This is a genomic window from Fulvivirga maritima, assembly GCF_021389955.1.
In the GTDB taxonomy this organism is placed as follows: domain Bacteria; phylum Bacteroidota; class Bacteroidia; order Cytophagales; family Cyclobacteriaceae; genus Fulvivirga; species Fulvivirga maritima.
In genome coordinates this window covers 1,203,566-1,221,590 of the sequence record NZ_CP089980.1, presented here as the reverse complement: position 1 = coordinate 1,221,590, position 18,025 = coordinate 1,203,566, and the positions used below count along the sequence as shown (strand labels likewise).

At 37.6% G+C, this 18,025-nt stretch carries 13 protein-coding genes and 3 tRNA genes; 12 read left to right on the top strand and 4 right to left on the bottom strand.

From position 1 onward, the window contains the following. From LVD15_RS04990 to panB, 5 genes are all read left to right on the top strand, one after another. Complete coding sequence (locus tag LVD15_RS04990; protein WP_233779205.1) at positions 1–3,495, top strand: PKD domain-containing protein; 3,495 nt, start codon at positions 1–3, stop codon at positions 3,493–3,495. An 85-nt stretch (positions 3,496–3,580) separates the two neighbouring features. Beyond that, positions 3,581–4,054 carry an Lrp/AsnC family transcriptional regulator gene (locus LVD15_RS04985; RefSeq protein WP_233779204.1) on the top strand — a complete coding sequence of 158 codons (474 nt, stop codon included), beginning with the start codon at positions 3,581–3,583 and terminating at the stop codon, positions 4,052–4,054. A gap of 3 nt (positions 4,055–4,057) precedes the next feature. Beyond that, positions 4,058–4,561, top strand: coding sequence for a phosphoribosyltransferase family protein (locus LVD15_RS04980; RefSeq protein WP_233779203.1), 504 nt, complete (start codon positions 4,058–4,060; stop codon positions 4,559–4,561). A gap of 72 nt (positions 4,562–4,633) precedes the next feature. Continuing rightward, on the top strand, positions 4,634–6,112 hold the full coding sequence (locus tag LVD15_RS04975; RefSeq protein WP_233779202.1) for a PAS domain-containing sensor histidine kinase: 1,479 nt from the start codon (positions 4,634–4,636) through the stop codon (positions 6,110–6,112). 7 nt (positions 6,113–6,119) lie between these two features. Next, positions 6,120–6,938 carry a 3-methyl-2-oxobutanoate hydroxymethyltransferase gene (gene panB, locus LVD15_RS04970; RefSeq protein WP_233779201.1) on the top strand — a complete coding sequence of 273 codons (819 nt, stop codon included), beginning with the start codon at positions 6,120–6,122 and terminating at the stop codon, positions 6,936–6,938. An 11-nt stretch (positions 6,939–6,949) separates the two neighbouring features. Here the strand turns inward: panB and LVD15_RS04965 are convergent, their stop codons facing one another. Then, positions 6,950–7,417 (bottom strand): CAP domain-containing protein, encoded by a 468-nt coding sequence (locus tag LVD15_RS04965; RefSeq protein WP_233780934.1) that lies wholly within the window; start codon positions 7,415–7,417, stop codon positions 6,950–6,952. 286 nt (positions 7,418–7,703) lie between these two features. On the opposite strand from LVD15_RS04965, the gene LVD15_RS04960 reads away from it, so the two are divergent. Then, on the top strand, positions 7,704–9,935 hold the full coding sequence (locus LVD15_RS04960; protein ID WP_233779200.1) for an NADP-dependent isocitrate dehydrogenase: 2,232 nt from the start codon (positions 7,704–7,706) through the stop codon (positions 9,933–9,935). 345 nt (positions 9,936–10,280) lie between these two features. Next, complete coding sequence (locus tag LVD15_RS04955) at positions 10,281–13,370, top strand: TonB-dependent receptor (RefSeq protein ID WP_233779199.1); 3,090 nt, start codon at positions 10,281–10,283, stop codon at positions 13,368–13,370. A gap of 151 nt (positions 13,371–13,521) precedes the next feature. On the opposite strand, the gene ribH is transcribed toward LVD15_RS04955, so the two are convergent. The 3 genes from ribH to pdhA form a co-directional block, all read right to left on the bottom strand. Next, positions 13,522–13,998, bottom strand: coding sequence for a 6,7-dimethyl-8-ribityllumazine synthase (gene ribH, locus LVD15_RS04950; protein ID WP_233779198.1), 477 nt, complete (start codon positions 13,996–13,998; stop codon positions 13,522–13,524). 94 nt (positions 13,999–14,092) lie between these two features. Beyond that, a complete protein-coding gene (locus LVD15_RS04945) occupies positions 14,093–14,791 on the bottom strand; it encodes a tetratricopeptide repeat protein (RefSeq protein ID WP_233779197.1) in 699 nt (232 codons plus the stop codon). Positions 14,792–14,890: 99 nt separating this feature from the next. Beyond that, positions 14,891–15,925: a pyruvate dehydrogenase (acetyl-transferring) E1 component subunit alpha gene (gene pdhA / locus LVD15_RS04940; protein WP_233779196.1), complete on the bottom strand. Its 1,035-nt coding sequence runs from the start codon at positions 15,923–15,925 to the stop codon at positions 14,891–14,893. Positions 15,926–15,979: 54 nt separating this feature from the next. Here pdhA and recF point away from each other — a divergent pair, with 54 nt between their 5' ends. From recF to LVD15_RS04915, 5 genes are all read left to right on the top strand, one after another. Continuing rightward, positions 15,980–17,080 (top strand): DNA replication/repair protein RecF, encoded by a 1,101-nt coding sequence (gene recF / locus LVD15_RS04935; RefSeq protein WP_233779195.1) that lies wholly within the window; start codon positions 15,980–15,982, stop codon positions 17,078–17,080. Next, positions 17,077–17,397: a DciA family protein gene (locus LVD15_RS04930; protein ID WP_233779194.1), complete on the top strand. Its 321-nt coding sequence runs from the start codon at positions 17,077–17,079 to the stop codon at positions 17,395–17,397. The genes recF and LVD15_RS04930 overlap by 4 nt, the downstream gene beginning before the upstream one ends. Before the next feature lie 168 nt (positions 17,398–17,565). Beyond that, positions 17,566–17,648 (top strand) — tRNA-Tyr (locus LVD15_RS04925). Positions 17,649–17,731: 83 nt separating this feature from the next. Beyond that, positions 17,732–17,804 (top strand) — tRNA-Gly (locus tag LVD15_RS04920). A 110-nt stretch (positions 17,805–17,914) separates the two neighbouring features. Next, positions 17,915–17,986, top strand: a tRNA-Thr gene (locus tag LVD15_RS04915). Positions 17,987–18,025 lie beyond the last annotated feature (39 nt).

The following is an 18,025-nucleotide window of genomic DNA, read 5'->3' as shown; positions in this document are numbered from 1 at the left end:
ATGAAATTTATCGTCATATCAATAATTTTAATTAGTACATCACTGCAATGTCTTGCTCAAGGTATTATTCTTTCTGATAGTGTCTGTAAGGGCGAAAATTTTTTAATAAGCACACATAACGAAGTGGAAGGAGAATCGTATGATTGGGATTATTGTTCAGAAAAGGTTAGCGAATTAATTCCAAATTTTTCTACTCTATCATTGTCGTCTTTATCTCTTCCTTTTGAAGCTCGTTGTTTTTCCTTTGCAGATAACTACTTATTTATACCTAATAGAGGTAATGGCAAGCTTTTTTTTATTGAGCTTGATGATGAAATGAATCTTTTGGGGCAAAGAGAAGAGGTAATACTTCCTGAAGGAATAATTCAGGAACCTATTTCATTTGATCTAATAAATTTGGATGGAAACTATATTGGTTATTTAGTAGGCTTTTCATCCAATAGCATCTTGAAATTAAATTTTGGTGCTCAAATCTCAAACTCTCCTGTAGTAGAGAGGCTGGATTTGGGATCTGCAATTCTAAGTAATCCTAACTGTATTAAGGCAAAGGTCTATGACAATAAGGTTAATTTGTTTATATCCAATTTTGCTAACAACAAAATAACTTATTTAAGTTATTCTGTTCTTGATATATCCATTCCGGTTACAAACCAAGATATTACAATAAGCGGAGCCTCTCAGTTGGCAAGCTTTGATATGATTGCTAAAAATGATCATTGGATTATATTGGCGGGGTCCTTACAGGGGCTATTTAGAATAGACTTTGATAAGGATAATCTGAGTGCTGTGATCGAAGAAATAATATATATTGATGGCACCATAACACAACCTACGGGCCCAAAAATATTATTTGAGGGAGGAGTTTACTCTGCACTAGTAGTTACAAGAAATGGAGCTATGTATTCACTTGATTTTGGAGAGGCCTTTGAAAAGGAAGCTCAAGTATCTTCCTTGGGAGCTACAGGATCTAATGCAAGTTGGTCACTTAATGTTATAAAGACTAACAGATCTAGATTGGTAGGTTTTTTTACAAAATTTAATACAAATAATATTTTGAAAGTTACATTTGATGATTTTTGTAATTCTTCGGTTCCTATTTCAGAGAATGCGTTAAATGTTATAAATTATAATACCTCAGGTAGATATACTATAACATTAACGAAGTCTTTAGGCGAAGATATACTTAGATTCAGTGACTTTGTGAAGGTTAAGCTAGAGGCAGCCCCAGACATCAACTTCAATAACGAAACCATCTGCTCCACCTCCCCAGTAGAATTCTCTAATATTAACAACTCAGGGGATATCACCTCCTACGACTGGTCTTTCGGAGATTCTAACACGTCTGCTGAGGCAAATCCGAGTAATCAATATGCTGCTTCAGGGGATTATACGGTTAACTTATCAGTTGAAAGCGCTAATGGCTGTAGCAATTTTGTTGAGAAGGACATTACGATATATGATGAGCCGGTTCCCTCTTTTGATCTACCTACTGGGCTGGTTTGCACCAATGATGTTTATACTTTTACTAATACCACAGAAGATACTTTTGAAGGTAATTTGTCGTGGGAGTGGCAGGTAAATGGTGACTCTGTTAATAATACCCAAAACCTTAATTATGAGTTTCCTAGTGGGGGTGATAAGGAAATAAAACTAATCGCCAGTATTCCTGGCTGTGCTGCAGAAGCTACTGATGTGCTTACCAATATAAATGAAGGTCCCGTTCCTGCTTTTCAGGTGAATGATGACTGTGTAGGCACCCCGATGCAGTTTAGTAACCAGTCGGAGGGAAATATCACGGATTATGATTGGGATTTTGGCAATGGATATACCTCTAGCCTGGAAAATCCACTTTTTGAATATGGAGACCCCGGTACTTTTGATGTTACGCTTAATGTGACCAATGATGTTGGTTGTGAGTCAGACTTAACCAGGAGTGTGAGTGTTTACCAGTTGCCTAACGTTCAGTTTAGTAATGAATTGGCTTGCGAGGGCTCGCTTACTCAGTTTATTGATGCTACCCAAGTTGGTGATGCTAACCTACAAGCCTGGAATTGGGAGTTTGACGATGGTGAATTCTCAACGGAGAGAAACCCTACCCATAATTTTACAGAGGATGGTAGATATGATGTGCAGTTAGCGGTAACCACGACTAATGGCTGTAAAGATTCCCTCCAACAAAGAGTGGTGGTTAACCCGGCTCCTGAAGTGGATTTTAGCTATGATAAGCTTTGCTTAAATGAAGAAGTAGAATTTACAGATTTGAGCGAACCCGTACTGGGGTTTGATAATATCTCTTGGGCTTGGGATCTTGGTGGAGTTTACAGTGGTGAGCAAAATCCAAGTATTACATTTGAATACCCCATAAACTATAACATAGGTTTAACCGTAACTTCTGAGAATTTATGTTCGGCTACAGAATACAAAACTATTACAGTTAACCCAGTACCCAATTTATCATTTGCTTCAGAGTTTAATTGTGATAATTCAGAGACTCATATTTATGATCTTACAGATTACGGTACTGATGCCGCATCTGTGCGTGAGTGGAGTTATTCAAATGTAGTGATTGGGTCTGACTCATCTATTTATTATGCTTTTGATAATGCAGGTACCTATGAGCTTAGCTTGTTAGTTGATACCCAAAATGGTTGTACCTATGAAGGCGAATCCGATTTGGCAATTTATGAAGCTCCTATTGCTCAGTTTAGCCCATCTATCACTTTTGGAGCCCCTCCTTTAGATGTTGATTTTACTAATGAATCAATTGGAGCAGAGAGCTATAGATGGTATTTTGGAGATGTGGCAGAGAGTACAGATGAAAATGTGTCTTATACATTTGTAGAGGAGGCCGATTACTGGGTGGATCTGGTTGCTTTCAGTGCTGAGCAGTGTACAGATACTACATCCCAGATTATTAGCGTATTAGATCCTAATCTTGAATTAGAGCTGGCTAACGTTTTTTATCAGAACGATGCCATAATTCTTAATCTTAGAAATAATGGAACCATCTCATTAGATAGCATCAGGCTTGATGTAGATATGGGGAATGAGGTGATTATCGAACGAATTATTCCTCTTGAACTATTACCTGGTCAGCAAAGAAACATTACCTTAGATTTCACTATTAATCGATTAAATGCTGAGTATTTGTGTATTTCAGCCTTTGGTTTGGTAAGGGGGGTTGCTGATACAAATTTGAGTAATAATACACAATGTGTTCAAAGTAGTGGAGCATCAGATATTGTAGTATTACCGCCTAGGCCCAATCCTTCGCCTGACGCTGTTTTCTTAAGAGTGGTGACAGCAGAAGAAACCTCAGGGAGCTTCTTTTTATATGACATAAGAGGTCAGGTCGTAAAGCAATATGATTTTTCTAGCCTAAATGGATATCAACTGATAGAATTTAAGGTTAGCGACTTAAATAATGGCCTTTATGTGTTGAAATCTAAAGTTGGAGACGACCAAAAAGCATTTAGATTAACGGTTAAACATTGAAAAACTATTTTGCAATATTGCAGACTTAGTTCAATATCCTTACAATTTCTGGCTATCTTCGCACCAAATATTATTTGGTAAATCAATGAAGGATAAAGTAAAATTAGACAGGATAGACCTTAAGATACTAAGGATTTTGCAGGCCAATGCTAAAATTACAAATGCACAACTGGCTCAAGAGATAGGACTTTCCCCTGCCCCTACTTTGGAACGTGTGAAGAAATTGGAAACGTCGGGCATTATAAAAAGCTATCATGCAAAACTGAATACTCAAAAGGTTGGGTTGGGAGTAAGTACTTTTGTGATGGTTACTCTGAAAGGACATAATAAGGATAATATTGAGTTATTTACTCAAAGTATTAGCGAGATAGATGAGATTATAGAGTGTCATCATGTTACAGGATCGGGAGATTTTATTTTGAAGATTATTGCTGAGGATATAGCTGCTTACCAAAAGCTGATGTTAGAAAGAGTAACGAATATAGAAGTAGTAGATAACATGCAATCTCTTGTAATTCTTTCTACATTTAAGGACAGTAAAGTAATGCCTATACCTTAAGCTATGGAAGAGAAGAGTTTAATACTAACGGATGATCAGGTACGCCAAAAAATAAAAAGAATGGCGTATGAAATATATGAAAACAATTTTCAGGAGAAAGAAATAATATTAGCAGGAATACACTCTCAAGGGTATGAGTTGGCTAAGTTATTACAAAATGATCTGGAGGTTATAGCAAGTTTTAAAGTGAAATTAATAGGTTTAAACCTGGATAAATTTGCTCCTACTCAAAGTGATATCAGTTTAGATTGTGATAATGCCTCGCTAAAGAATAAGTGTATTGTACTGATCGATGATGTTATGAATACTGGAAGAACTATGGCATACAGTCTTAAAGCATTTCTTAATGTAAAAGTGAAGAAAATAGAAACGGCTGTATTAGTAAACAGAAGTCATACTCAGTTTCCTATCTCCACCAAGTATGCTGGCTATGAGCTTGCTACTACTATTAATGATCATGTAGCGGTAGAGTTAGACAAAAACAAAAAGGTTGTATACTTACAATAATTTTAAGTAATTTTTAGCCTGTTGTGTTCAAAGCATAACTTATTTTTTAAATAACCTTTTTCTTATAAAACATTGAAATTTGTTCAAGTTACAGATCTTCTGGAGCGGCTGGATAAGCCAGACTTTGTCATACGACAAGGAGAGGGAGCTGACCTTAAGCAAGAGGGAAAAGCTATATTTTGGGAATGGGACTTTGAAAACAATAGGCTTTATTTTTCCCCTCAAATGCGCCAGTTGTTCGGGTATTCACCGGATGAAGTTATACCTATGGATGGCCTGTGGCGCAAACACATCCACCCCGAAGATTTAAATAAGGTCATTAATCACCTGGTAGATTTTATTAATGGTATAATCACTACCTATGAGCAGATATTTCGTGTTCGGCCTGTTACAGGTAAATATTTATGGATGAAATCAGAGGCTACTCTCAAAAGAAATGCTGAGGGAGAGGCCATATGGGCGAAAGCGTATTATACTGATGTTACTGCCTTAAAAGAGCAAAAGGGGTATACTAAGCTGGGAGGTGATAAATATAGAAATCTGTTTCAAAACTCTATGATAGCCATGGTGAGGAATGACCTTACCACAGGAATTATTTTAGAAGCTAATGAAAAGTTTTGGGACCTGTTTTTCATTACTGTAGATGAAAGGCATAGGACTAAATGCCAGGATATAATTGGAGAAAAAAACTCCAAAATAATATATCAACTCTTAAAAGAGGGGGGTAGTATAGATGATCTCGAACTTGAAATAAAGGGTTGGGGGCGTTCATCTTTATGGATTTCCTTCGGAGCCATTCTTTATGAAGAAGAAGGAGTGGTAGATTGTATCATTAAAGATATTACAGAAACCAAGTCTAGCCTGATAGAGCTTCAAAAAGTTAATTTTGAGCTGGATAGCTTTATATACCATTCTTCTCATGATTTAAGGTCTCCGCTTAGATCCATCTTGGGCTTAATAGATGTTTTTCGTTTGGAAAAAAATGAAAAGGTAAAAGCAGAGTGTATAGCTAAAATAGAATCTAGTGTTAAGCGGCTAGATGCACTAGTGATAGACTTGCTCAGCATATCCAGAAATGACCGGATCAATGATCCTCATATGTCTATTAACTTTATGGTGGAAATAAATAGTAGCATTACCAGTTACTATTACACTCGAGATAATGAAGGGCTAGAAATTGTAACCAATGTACACCAACCGATAGAGTTTTATTCTGACTTAACAAGAATCAGGATCATACTTAACAACCTGATTTCTAATGCCATTAAATATCGCTCAAAGCATAAAGATTATTCTTATATTAAGGTAGATGTGCAGGTAGATGAGGAAAAGGCTGTACTGGAGATTGAGGATAATGGAGAGGGAATAGAAGCCTCTAAGCTGCCTCATATATTTGACATGTTTTATAGAGCTACTGAAAAAAGTGAAGGCTCAGGTTTGGGGCTTTATATAGTGAAAAAGGTGGCTGACAAGCTTAATGCTGAAATTCAGGTGAGAAGTGAGGAATTGGAAGGAACAAATTTTAAGTTTGTGATTCCAAATACAAAATAAAAATTACATGTCTGTACATAAAAGTGATATAAAGAAGATTACCATTCAGCGTCTTCGGGAAATGAAGAATAACGGCGAGAAAATATCAATGCTCACCGCCTATGATTATACCATGGCTCGTATTCTTGATGAAGCCGGTGTAGAGATGCTTTTAGTTGGTGATTCGGCAGCTAATGTCATGGCTGGGTATGAAACTACCCTTCCTATTTCTCTTGATCACATGATTTATTATGCGGCTTCTGTGGTGAGAGCTAGTAAGAGAGCTATGGTTATAGTTGATTTGCCTTTTGGTACTTATCAGGGAGATCCGGAAACAGCCATTCGTTCTGCAGTGAGAGTAATGAAAGAAACTGGAGCTCACGGAATAAAAATTGAAGGAGGGGCAGAAATAGAAGAGTCTGTGAAAAGAATATTAAGTGCAGGTATTCCTATTATGGGGCACCTAGGGCTTACACCACAGTCTATTAATAAATTTGGAACCTTCTCTGTAAGAGCAAAAGAAGAAGCAGAAGCTAATAAATTAATTAGTGATGCTAAGCTTCTTGAAGAGCTAGGTTGTTTTGCTATTGTATTAGAAAAGGTGCCTGCGGCTTTGGCCAAAACAGTGGCTGAGCAGGTGTCTGTACCTATCATTGGTATTGGTGCCGGTGGCAATGTAGATGGTCAGGTGCTTGTAGTTCATGATATGATGGGCATGAACAAAGACTTTAAACCTAAGTTTTTGAGACGTTATGCAGACTTACAGACCATTATGACTGAGGCTGCAGCCAATTATGTTAATGATGTGAAGGCTGGAGATTTCCCTAATGAAGATGAAAGCTACTAATCTCTAGTAGCTTAGTTGAGGTTGCAGGTGATGATCTGATTTTGCTCGTCTGCAACTTCTCCAAACCACACTACTGCATACTCTTTATAAATCCCTATTCCTACTCCTTGCCAATGGGCTTTTTCCCACATTCCTGAATTAATAATTAAAGGGTTGTGTGCGGGGCTTTTTTTCCAACCTTCCAGTCCTTTATCAGCTTTGGCGCCACCACTATTGTAATAGGCTATTTCATAGCCTGAACCTTCATAGCCAGCTATTTCTTTAGGCTTATCCCACATGCATTGAGCTTGCTTGTGGTCGTTTGTGTAGCAGCAGGGTGTCCAAGCACCCTCTTTTGACCAGCTGTGAGGGTTGCATTTTCCCTTGGGGTCAAAGGCATAGTTTTCAGAAAGATCTTTAGCATGAGCTTGAGCTACAGCAGTGAGCTTAGATGAAAATGGAAGAGGAGCAAGCTTCTTTTCCTTGCGGTATTCGTTTATTATTTCATATAACTTTTTTTTCTTCCGAACTTATACAAACATCAACATCTGCTGTGCTGGGAGTGGAAAAAGGCAATAAAATCAAGTGAATAAAAAAGAGAAATGACATAACTATTTGAGAATATATTTGCTTAAAGATACTACAGATTACCTAAAAATTAAGTTCATTAATGGTAACACATTAATCTAATTCGACATTTAGATACCACCTTTAAAATTGTTAATTTAGCAGCCCTTTAAATAAGGTTTAAGACATATTCAATAATCAAAAATGGCATAAGAGATCATGAGTGAAAACACAGCTAAAATAATTTATACCATAACTGATGAGGCCCCCGCCCTGGCAACTCATTCATTCTTACCAATAATAAAGGCATTTGCCGGACAAAGCGGCGTAAACATCGAAACCAGAGATATTTCTTTGGCAGGAAGAATCATAGCTAACTTCCCTGAAAAGCTTACTGATGAGCAAAAGATAGCTGATGCCCTTTCTGAACTAGGTGATTTGGCTAAAAACCCTGAAGCTAACATCATTAAATTACCAAATATCAGTGCTTCTGTACCTCAGTTGGTAGCTGCTATTAAAGAATTGCAGGCACAAGGATACGCATTGCCTGATTATCCTGAAGAACCGAAAAATGACGAGGAAAAGGATATAAAATCCAGGTATGATAAGATCAAAGGTAGTGCAGTTAACCCTGTGCTTAGAGAAGGTAACTCTGACAGAAGAGCTCCAGGATCTGTAAAGCAATATGCTAAAAATAACCCTCACAGCATGGGGGCATGGTCTTCTGATTCTAAATCTCACGTGGCTACTATGGCTGAAGGAGATTTCAGAGCCAATGAAAAGTCAGTTACAGTACCAGCTGATGGTAGTGTGAAAATCGAATTTGTAGATAAAGAAGGAAAATCTCAGATGCTTAAAGAAAAAGTAGCTTTGCTTGCTGGTGAAGTAATTGATGCTACTGTAATGAGCAAAAATAAACTGATAGAATTCCTTAAAGCAGAAATAGCTGATGCTAAAGCTAAAGGAGTATTGTTCTCTCTACACATGAAAGCCACTATGATGAAGGTTTCTGACCCTATCATTTTCGGACATGCTGTAAAAGTATTCTTTGCTGATGTTTTTGAAAAACATGGTGAAGCTTTAAAATCAGTAGGTGCTGATGCTAATAATGGATTAGGAGATGTTATAGCCAGAATTAAAACCCTTCCTGATGATAAAAGAGCTGAAGTAGAAGCTGATATTGAAAAAGCATTAGCTGAAGGACCAGATGTAGCTATGGTAAATTCTGATAAAGGAATTACCAACCTGCATGTACCTAGTGATGTAATTATAGATGCATCTATGCCTGCTATGATCAGAACATCAGGCCAGATGTGGAACAAAGAAGGTCAGCAGCAAGATGCTAAGGCGGTAATACCTGATAGCAGTTATGCTGGTGTATATGATGCTACCATTGAGTTCTGTAAAAAGAATGGCGCATTTGATCCTACTACTATGGGTACAGTGCCTAACGTAGGTCTTATGGCTCAAAAGGCAGAAGAGTATGGCTCTCATGATAAAACTTTTGAAATACCTGCTGATGGTACTGTTAAGGTAATCAATAATGCAGGAGAGACTATTATCGAACATACGGTAGAAGCTGGTGATATCTGGAGAATGTGTCAGGCTAAAGATGCTCCTATTCAAGACTGGATTAAACTAGCAGTAAACAGAGCCAGAGCTACTGATACTCCTGCTATTTTCTGGCTAGACAAAAACAGAGCTCATGATGCTGAATTAATCGAAAAAGTAAATAAATATCTTCCTGAGCACGATACTGAAGGGCTTGATATTCAAATCATGTCACCGGTAGAAGCTACAGAATTTACTTTGAAAAGAGTAAAAGAAGGAAAAGACACTATCTCAGTAACAGGTAATGTGTTGAGAGATTACTTAACTGATTTATTCCCTATTCTGGAGCTTGGAACAAGTGCTAAAATGCTTTCTATCGTGCCATTAATGAATGGTGGTGGATTGTTCGAAACAGGTGCAGGAGGTTCAGCCCCTAAGCACGTGCAACAGTTCATTGAAGAAAACCATTTGAGATGGGATTCTTTAGGAGAATTCCTTGCTTTGGCAGCTTCTTTGGAGCATTTGAGTGATGCCTATAATAATAACGGAGCACAGATCTTGGCGGATGCACTTGATAAAGCTACAGGTAAGTTATTGGAAAATAAAAAATCACCATCACGTAAAGTAGGTGAGTTAGATAATAGAGGTAGTCATTTTTACCTGGCATTATACTGGGCTGAAGCATTAGCAGCACAGTCAGAAAATGAAACCTTAAAAGCAACTTTCGAAAAAGTGTATTCTGAATTAAGTGAAAAAGAAACACAGATCGTAGATGAATTAAACGGGGTGCAGGGAGAAGCTCAGGATATCGGTGGTTATTATAACCCTGATTACCAGACTACTTCACAGGCTATGAGACCTAGCTCTACGCTAAATGCAGTGATAGATAGCTTAATCTAAGCTTAGCATTTACAATATTTTATAGGGGCTGTATCAAAAGTAAGTTTTAAGTCAGACTCTGGCTCTCGTAATCTTTCTCTTTTTAAATAGGAAGACACTTCGAGTACCACAACCTGACATTCACTAATCAAGTGACTGCTTTTGATACAGCCCCTTTCTGTTTTGGAATACGGATAGGAATTCCGAATATATGTTAGTGTTTTGGAGGGGGATAATAAGTCATGTTAGGATGAAAAAGTGATTTTTTGGTGATCTTATGTTTAAAATTGATGCAATAATTTGATCTTATTATAGGGAAAGGGCTAATTTGGGGTAAAATTTAACCTAAATAATCTACTTAAACCTATGAAGAGATCAGTCTTGCTTTTTGCAATGATAATGTTGCTGTCATGTCAAAAAATACTAGCCCAGGGGGTGACTACAGCCAGCATGAGAGGAACAATAACGGATGAAACCGGCGCTACACTACCAGGAGCTAATGTGATTGCCATTCATGAGCCAACAGGGGTGGAGTATGGCACCTCTACCAGATTGGACGGGAAGTATACTCTCCCTAATTTAAAGGTTGGCGGACCTTATATCGTCAAAGTCAGTTATGTGGGGCACCATCCTCAGGAGTTCAAGGGAATTGAGCTTGTATTAGGAGAGACCTTTGTCTTAAATATTTCATTAGATCCGGATGTTACTACTTTGCAAGAAGTAGTGGTTTCAGGTGCTGGCGATGATACGTTTAACAGTGATCGTACCGGTGCAGAAATAGCCTTTTCTAACGACCAAATTAAAAAGCTGCCTACCATTACCAGATCAGCTAGTGATATTTACCGGCTTACACCATCCTCTGACGGGAATTCTTTCGGAGGAAGAAATGATCAGTATAATAATTTCTCATTAGATGGATCTATTTTTAATAACCCTTTTGGTTTAGATGCCGCCACTCCGGGAGGTCAATCAGATGCCCAGCCTATTTCTTTAGATGCGATTGAACAAATACAGGTGTCGGTGGCTCCTTATGATGTTACGCAGTCAGGTTTTACAGGAGCCTCTATAAATGCAGTTACGAAAAGTGGTACTAATGATTTCCATGGTACTGTATTTGGTTTTTTTAGAAATCAGGACTTACTCGGTAGCAAGGTGGAAGGAGAAGATGTGCTGGAAGCAGATCTTAGGCAGGTGCAAGCAGGTTTTAGTTTAGGTGGCCCAATAATAAAGAGTAAGCTTTTTTTCTTTACCAATTTTGAACTTGACAGAAGAGAGGATTTAGGCTCTAGCTTTGTGGCTAACAGAGGTACTGGTGCAGTTAATGAGTCACGGGTACTAGCTACAGATCTGGAAAGAATAAGCTCTCTTTTATATGATAGATTTGGATATGAAACAGGGCCTTATGAAGGTTTTACCCTCGATACCAGAAACCAAAAAGGGATAGTGAAGCTAGATTATAATATCAATAATAATCACACGCTTACCGCAACTTATAATTTTTTGAGAGCTACAAAAGAAAAACCAGCACATCCAACAGCTATTGGTAGGAGAGGGCCTGACGCCAATACACTTCAATTTAAAAACTCAGGCTACCAAATGAATAATAATATTGACTCATGGTTGGTAGAGTTGAGGTCGCTTTTTAGTAACAAGTTTTCTAATAAACTTCAATTAGGCTACACTTATTTTGATGATTATAGAGATCCATTTAGTACTCCTTTCCCTCCGGTAAACCTCACTAAAGATGGAAGTAACTACATAATTGTGGGGCATGAGCCTTTTTCAATAAATAACACCCTGGAGCAGCAGGTATTTCAGGCTAGTGATAACTTCGAAATGTATGTGGGAGACCATACCTTCACGGTAGGCGTTTCTTTCGAGAAATTTATGTTTGAAAACTCCTTTAACCTAACTGGCTATGGCCCAAGCATATTTTCTTCTACTAACATAGAAGATTTTATTACTCAGGTTAATAATGGTGAATGGGATGCTACCGTGGCAGAGGCAAGAGCCACATTTGATTTTAATAATGCCAATGATGGCTGGGCAATGGCCGAATCTGAGATCGGGCAGCTAGCCTTTTATGCTCAAGATAAGTGGTTAATGAGTGATAATTTCACCTTGACCTTAGGAGTAAGGTTCGATAAGCCTTTGTATTTCAATACTTCTGATAACATTACTCCAAACACTGATGACGTAGTTTATTTCGACGAAAATAATCAACCTGTAACTTTCGATAATACCAAGCTGCCAGATGCTACTATTTTGGCCTCTCCTAGAGTCGGTTTTAATTGGGATGTGAACAAAGACGGGACACTACAGCTAAGAGGAGGTAGTGGCGTGTTTACTGGTCGTTTACCTTTTGTATGGATAGGAAACCAGGTGGCTAACCCGTTTACTGGCTTTTTAAATGTTACGGCTCCAGATTTTAAATTTCCTCAGGTATGGAGATCTTCTTTAGGGGTGGATAAAGTAATATCCAAAGGATTAGTAGCTACTGTAGACCTCAGTTATACAAAAGATATTAATGCTATGATGGTAAGAGATTATAGCTTGAGGACGCCATCAGGTCAGTTAAGTGGCGTAGATAACAGAGGTAGATATCAGCCAGAAGATATTGTTACATTTAACGGCGGAGTAGCTTCTAACTATGTTTTCACTAATACAGATGAAGGGCGAAGCTTTAATTTAACGCTCGAGGTAAAGAAAAAATGGGATAATGGGTTATATGCTAGTCTGGCTTATAATTATTTAGATGCTAAAACTGTTTCTTCAATAGAAGCTGAAATTTCTAGTGATGCCTTCTCTATTAATCCCGTGGTAGGTAATGCTAATAGAGCGGTTTTATCTCCATCTATATACGGTAATAAGCACCGCTTTGTCGGTAATGTTAATAAGACCTTTAAGTATGGAAATGACCATTGGGCTACCACCTTATCGTTATTCTTGGAATATGCAAAAGGAGGAAGATACAGCTACACTTATGCTGGAGATTTAAATGGTGATGGTTCAGTTTTAAATGATCTACTTTATATTCCTACTGATGCTGAGTTAGATGAAATGAACTTTGTATCGGCACAAAATAGAGAAGCCTATAGAAGTTATATTGGAAATGATGATTATTTAAGTGATAACCGTGGAGACTATGCTGAAAGGTATGGAGCACTCAGCCCATGGTATTCTCGCTTTGATTTTAGGCTTTTACAGGACTATAAATTGAATAATGGAAATACTATCCAGTTTAGCTTAGATGTGTTAAATGCGGGTAATCTATTGAGCTCAGACTGGGGTGTAAGACAAATGCCGCGTAGTGTGCAGCCTGTTAGTGTAGTGGAGGTAGATGCTTCAGGTGAGCCTACCTATAACTTTAATGAAGCGTTAAATAGTACTTTTGTTACAGATACCGGACTTATTTCTAGGTGGCAGATGCAGCTCGGACTAAGGTATACATTCTAATAAATAGAGAAGAAAGGAGCTGTCTAAAAAGTAGTAAATAGATTAGTAGATTTCACATTGAAGTACTCGAAATGTTCTATTATTCATTATAATGAGGATTTCGAGTACCTCTGTCTCACTTAAATCTTATTTCTTAGACAGCCTTTTTGTTTTAAAATCCTAGCATCTTTATGGCAGTGATGGCTGCTTCATCACCTTTGTTCCCATGCTTACCTCCAGCTCTATCTAAGGCTTGTTTTTGATTATCGGTAGTGAGTACTCCGAATATTACAGGCTTGGCAAATTTAAGATTGACATTAGTAATACCGTGAGCTACAGCATCACATATAAAGTCAAAGTGCCTTGTTTCACCCTGAATAACGCACCCGAGGCATATTACTGCATCAATATCATCTTCTGCAGCCATCCAGTGAGCTCCAAGGGTTAACTCAAAGCTGCCAGGTACATTTTTTCTGATGATATTATTTCTATCAGCACCATTTGTTATTAAGGTCTCATAGGCTCCGGAATAAAGAGCTTCTGTTACCTCGTCATTCCATTCAGAAACTACTATCGCAAATTTCTTATTACTGATATCTTGAATATTCTTCGAACTGTAATCACTTAAGTTCTTTTGAGATGAAGCCATGTGTATTTTTAATTTTATTCAAAAATAAAAAAGGGATAAAGATTTTATACCTTATCCCTTTCAATTTCTTTTAAGCTATTGCTTTTCTGGTGTGTTATGCACCAAGTCTTGCCTTATATTTCTTAGCAGTTTGTACTAAGTTAGAGTCCCAGTATTTATCAATGATCTTGTTATAAGATTCTTTAGCATCGTCAACTTGGTTCAGTTTTTCGTAAGCTAAAGCTGCTTTCATTAAATATTCTGGAGTAAAGTACTTATTAGGCTTATAGTCAGCGGCTTTTTGGAAATAGCTGGCAGCACTATCAAATTCTCCTTTTTCCATGTAAGCATCTCCTATTAAGCTATAAGCACGTGCCTGTATGAGAAGATCATCGGCACTAAACTCTTTTAAATGAGAAATAGCATCGTCAAATTTACCTTGTTTAAGGTAAGCTGCTCCTACATAGTAATGAGACAGATTAGCCGCGTTGGTAATGCTATACTCATCAATTATGTCTAAAAAGCCTAAACGATTACCATCGCCATTTAGAGCTAAATCTAAACTGTCGCTTTCAAAATAGTACACAGCCTGAAACATTTCATTTTGTGCTTTATCATTTTGAGAGCTTTTATAATACTTAAAACCGAAATATCCTGCTACCCCTACCACAAAAATGGCTAGTATAGCGAGCACAATGGTTTTATTCCTTTCTAGGAATTCTTCAGTTTTGGTTAACTGATCTGCAAGAGCTTCAGGATTTTCTAATAGCTCATTGTGATGTTCGGTAGTATTATTTTTCTTTTTGTCTGCCATTTGCGAAAAAATTTAAAGGCTGCAAAGCTAGTAATAACTTTAAACATAAGAAACAGGAATTTAAAAAATCCTGTTTCTTCTTTTATAAGTATTGTTTCCTTAGTCAGTTACGAAAGGATAATCTTCTTGAGCATAAACATCTCTGAAAGCTTCTTCCTGTTTAGGGTAGTCAGACTCATCAGCAAATTTCACACATTCTGCTACTTCATCTTTTACTTTCTTTTCTATAGCTGAGATTTCATCCTCGCTGGCATATTTATTATCCAGTATGGTTTTTCTCACTTGCTCTATAGGATCTTTTCCTTTATACTCTTCTAATTCCTCTTTAGTTCTATACTTAGCAGGGTCAGACATTGAGTGTCCTTTGTATCTGTAAGTTCTGAATTCTAATAAAGTAGGTCCTTCTCCGTTTCTAGCTCTTTCGGCTGCGCTTTCTACTGCTTCATAAACAGCTTCTACAGACATACCATCTACTGGCTCAGAAGGCATATCATAAGCTTCACCTAAAGTATATAGCTCAGTTACGTTAGAAGTTCTTTTTACAGAAGTACCCATAGCATACCCGTTGTTCTCTATAACAAAGATTACAGGAAGCTTCCAGGTCATAGCTAAGTTAAGCGCTTCATGAAATGCACCTTGTCTTACGGCACCATCTCCCATGTAGCACATACATAATTTGCCTGTTTTGTTATACTTTTCTGAAAAAGCAATTCCTGCTCCTAAAGGCACCTGTCCACCTACTATACCATGTCCTCCAAAGAAATTGTTTTCCTTATCAAACATGTGCATAGAGCCACCTTTACCTTTAGAAATACCCGTTTCCTTAGCAAAAAGCTCAGCCATAATTTTCTTAGGGTCTGATCCTAATGCAATAGGGTGCGCGTGATCCCTATAAGCAGTTATGTGTTTATCACCTCTTTCTAATGCTGAAATAGAGCCTGCTACACAAGCCTCTTGTCCTATATACAGGTGACAAAATCCTTTGATTTTTTGTTGACCATATAACTGGCCTGCTTTCTCCTCAAACTTTCTTAAGAACAACATGCTCTCGAACCAGTGCATGTAGGTTTCCTTATTGAATTTGGATTTGGCTGAGGATTTAGATTTTGACTTTCCTTTTGTTGTAGTTGCCATAATAGTAATTTTGAATCCAATAATTTGGATTGCGAAAATAAGTAAAAAAAGTTAATGCACATTGAAAAATTGAGTTTGTTTGGTTTTAAGAACTACGAAGAAGTAGCACTCACTTTTTCAAACGAAGTGAATTGTTTGGTAGGAGAGAACGGAAGTGGTAAAACTAACCTGCTAGATGCCATTCATTATTTGTCTATGACTAGGAGTGCATTTAATACTATTGATAGTCAAAATGTAAAATTTGGCGAAGATTTTTTCTCCATTAGAGGAGATTTTATGCTTTCCGAAAAGTTACTTCCTGTACTATGTTCTTATCAAGAGGGAAAAGGAAAAACCTTTAAAGTAAATAAGAAGGAATATTCTCGCTTGAGCGAACATGTGGGTAAACTGCCCGTAGTACTTATCGCACCAAATGACACTGATATTATCAGAGATGGGAGTGAAGCTCGGAGGAAATTTTTCGATGCCATCATTAGCCAAATAGATGAGGAATACCTGGATAACCTCATAACCTATTCTAAATACTTAAAACAAAGAAATAGCGCATTGAAGCGTTTCGGGTCTGTCGGTCGTACTGATTATGAATTGTTGAAGGTCTATGATGAGCATATAGTTACGCTTTCACAAGAAATAAATAAAAGGCGGAGGCACTTTATAGAGGATTTTGAAAAGCTTTTTCAGAACCATTATGATAAACTCTCAGAAGGAAACGAAACAGTGAGTATTCACTATCGGTCAGAGGCTTCTGATCCTGATTTTGTAGAATCATACAAAAATGCTCTTAAGAAAGACTTAGCTTTGGAAAGAACTACCATGGGAGTGCATAGAGATGACTTTAGATTTGTAATAGAAGGCAAGCCTTTGAAAAAATTTGGATCACAGGGGCAACAAAAGACATTTTTAGTATCCTTAAAGATGGGTCACTTTGATATTATCAGAGAACTGAAAAAATTCAAACCCATTCTTTTGTTAGATGATATATTTGATAAATTAGATTCCCGTCGAATTCAGCACCTTATGGAAAGAGTGGTAAATCATGACTTTGGTCAAATATTCATTACAGACGCAAGGGAAGAGAGAACCAGAACAATATTAAATGAACTAAATATCTCTGCTAACTTTTATAAAGTGAACCGAGGTACAGTGATACAATGAAAAAGCGAAATTTCGATAAATTTGATAAAAGGAAGTCAGACATATCTTCTGTAAAGGAAGCAATAGATTCTCTGTTAGATACCTATCGTCTAAAAGGCCGGTTTGATGAAGCTCGCCTGGTAGATAGCTGGACAAAGCTTATGGGTAATACCATAGCCAACCGTACAGGTAAGATATTCGTAAAAGATCAGGTGCTATTCGTGGAGATTCTTTCAGCACCATTAAAGCACCAGCTTAACCATTCTAAAATGGAAATAATGAAAATTTTAGAAAAGGAGTTTGGTCATAAGGTAATAAATGAAATTCTTTTTTATTGATTAAATGGCAATAGAGGGCGTTTTTAGGACTAAAGGAAAAAAAATCATCTTTTTTTTAGGCGAAAGTTTGATTAAAAGAAAAAAGCGCATAGTTTTGCACTCTCTTTGATCAAAAGGCACACAAAAACAGCCGAAAATCAAAGGAGTTCTTTAATGAAAAGATGCATTGGGGGGATACCAGAGCGGCCAAATGGGACGGACTGTAAATCCGTTGGCGCAAGCCTACGCAGGTTCGAATCCTGCTCCCCCCACTCTTTTAAACGTAATGTTTAATACAGAGCCTGGAAGAGTTTTGAAAATTACTCATAAACCAGGAAATTTGTATAGAATTCAAGCGGGAGTAGCTCAGTTGGTAGAGCGACAGCCTTCCAAGCTGTAGGTCGCGAGTTCGAACCTCGTCTCCCGCTCTTTGTGAGTTCAAGGTAAAGTGCCTGCCAATTCTCGGCATTGGGCCAAGAAGCCTGCCTTGAGGTAGGACATTGTTTAAAATAATGTATTTCCTGGCTCAGAATAATCAGCCGAGATAGCTCAGGGGTAGAGCGCTTCCTTGGTAAGGAAGAGGTCGGGGGTTCAAATCCCCTTCTTGGCTCTTTTGGTTTAGAATTAATTTCTTAGCCGTAAGAGTAAG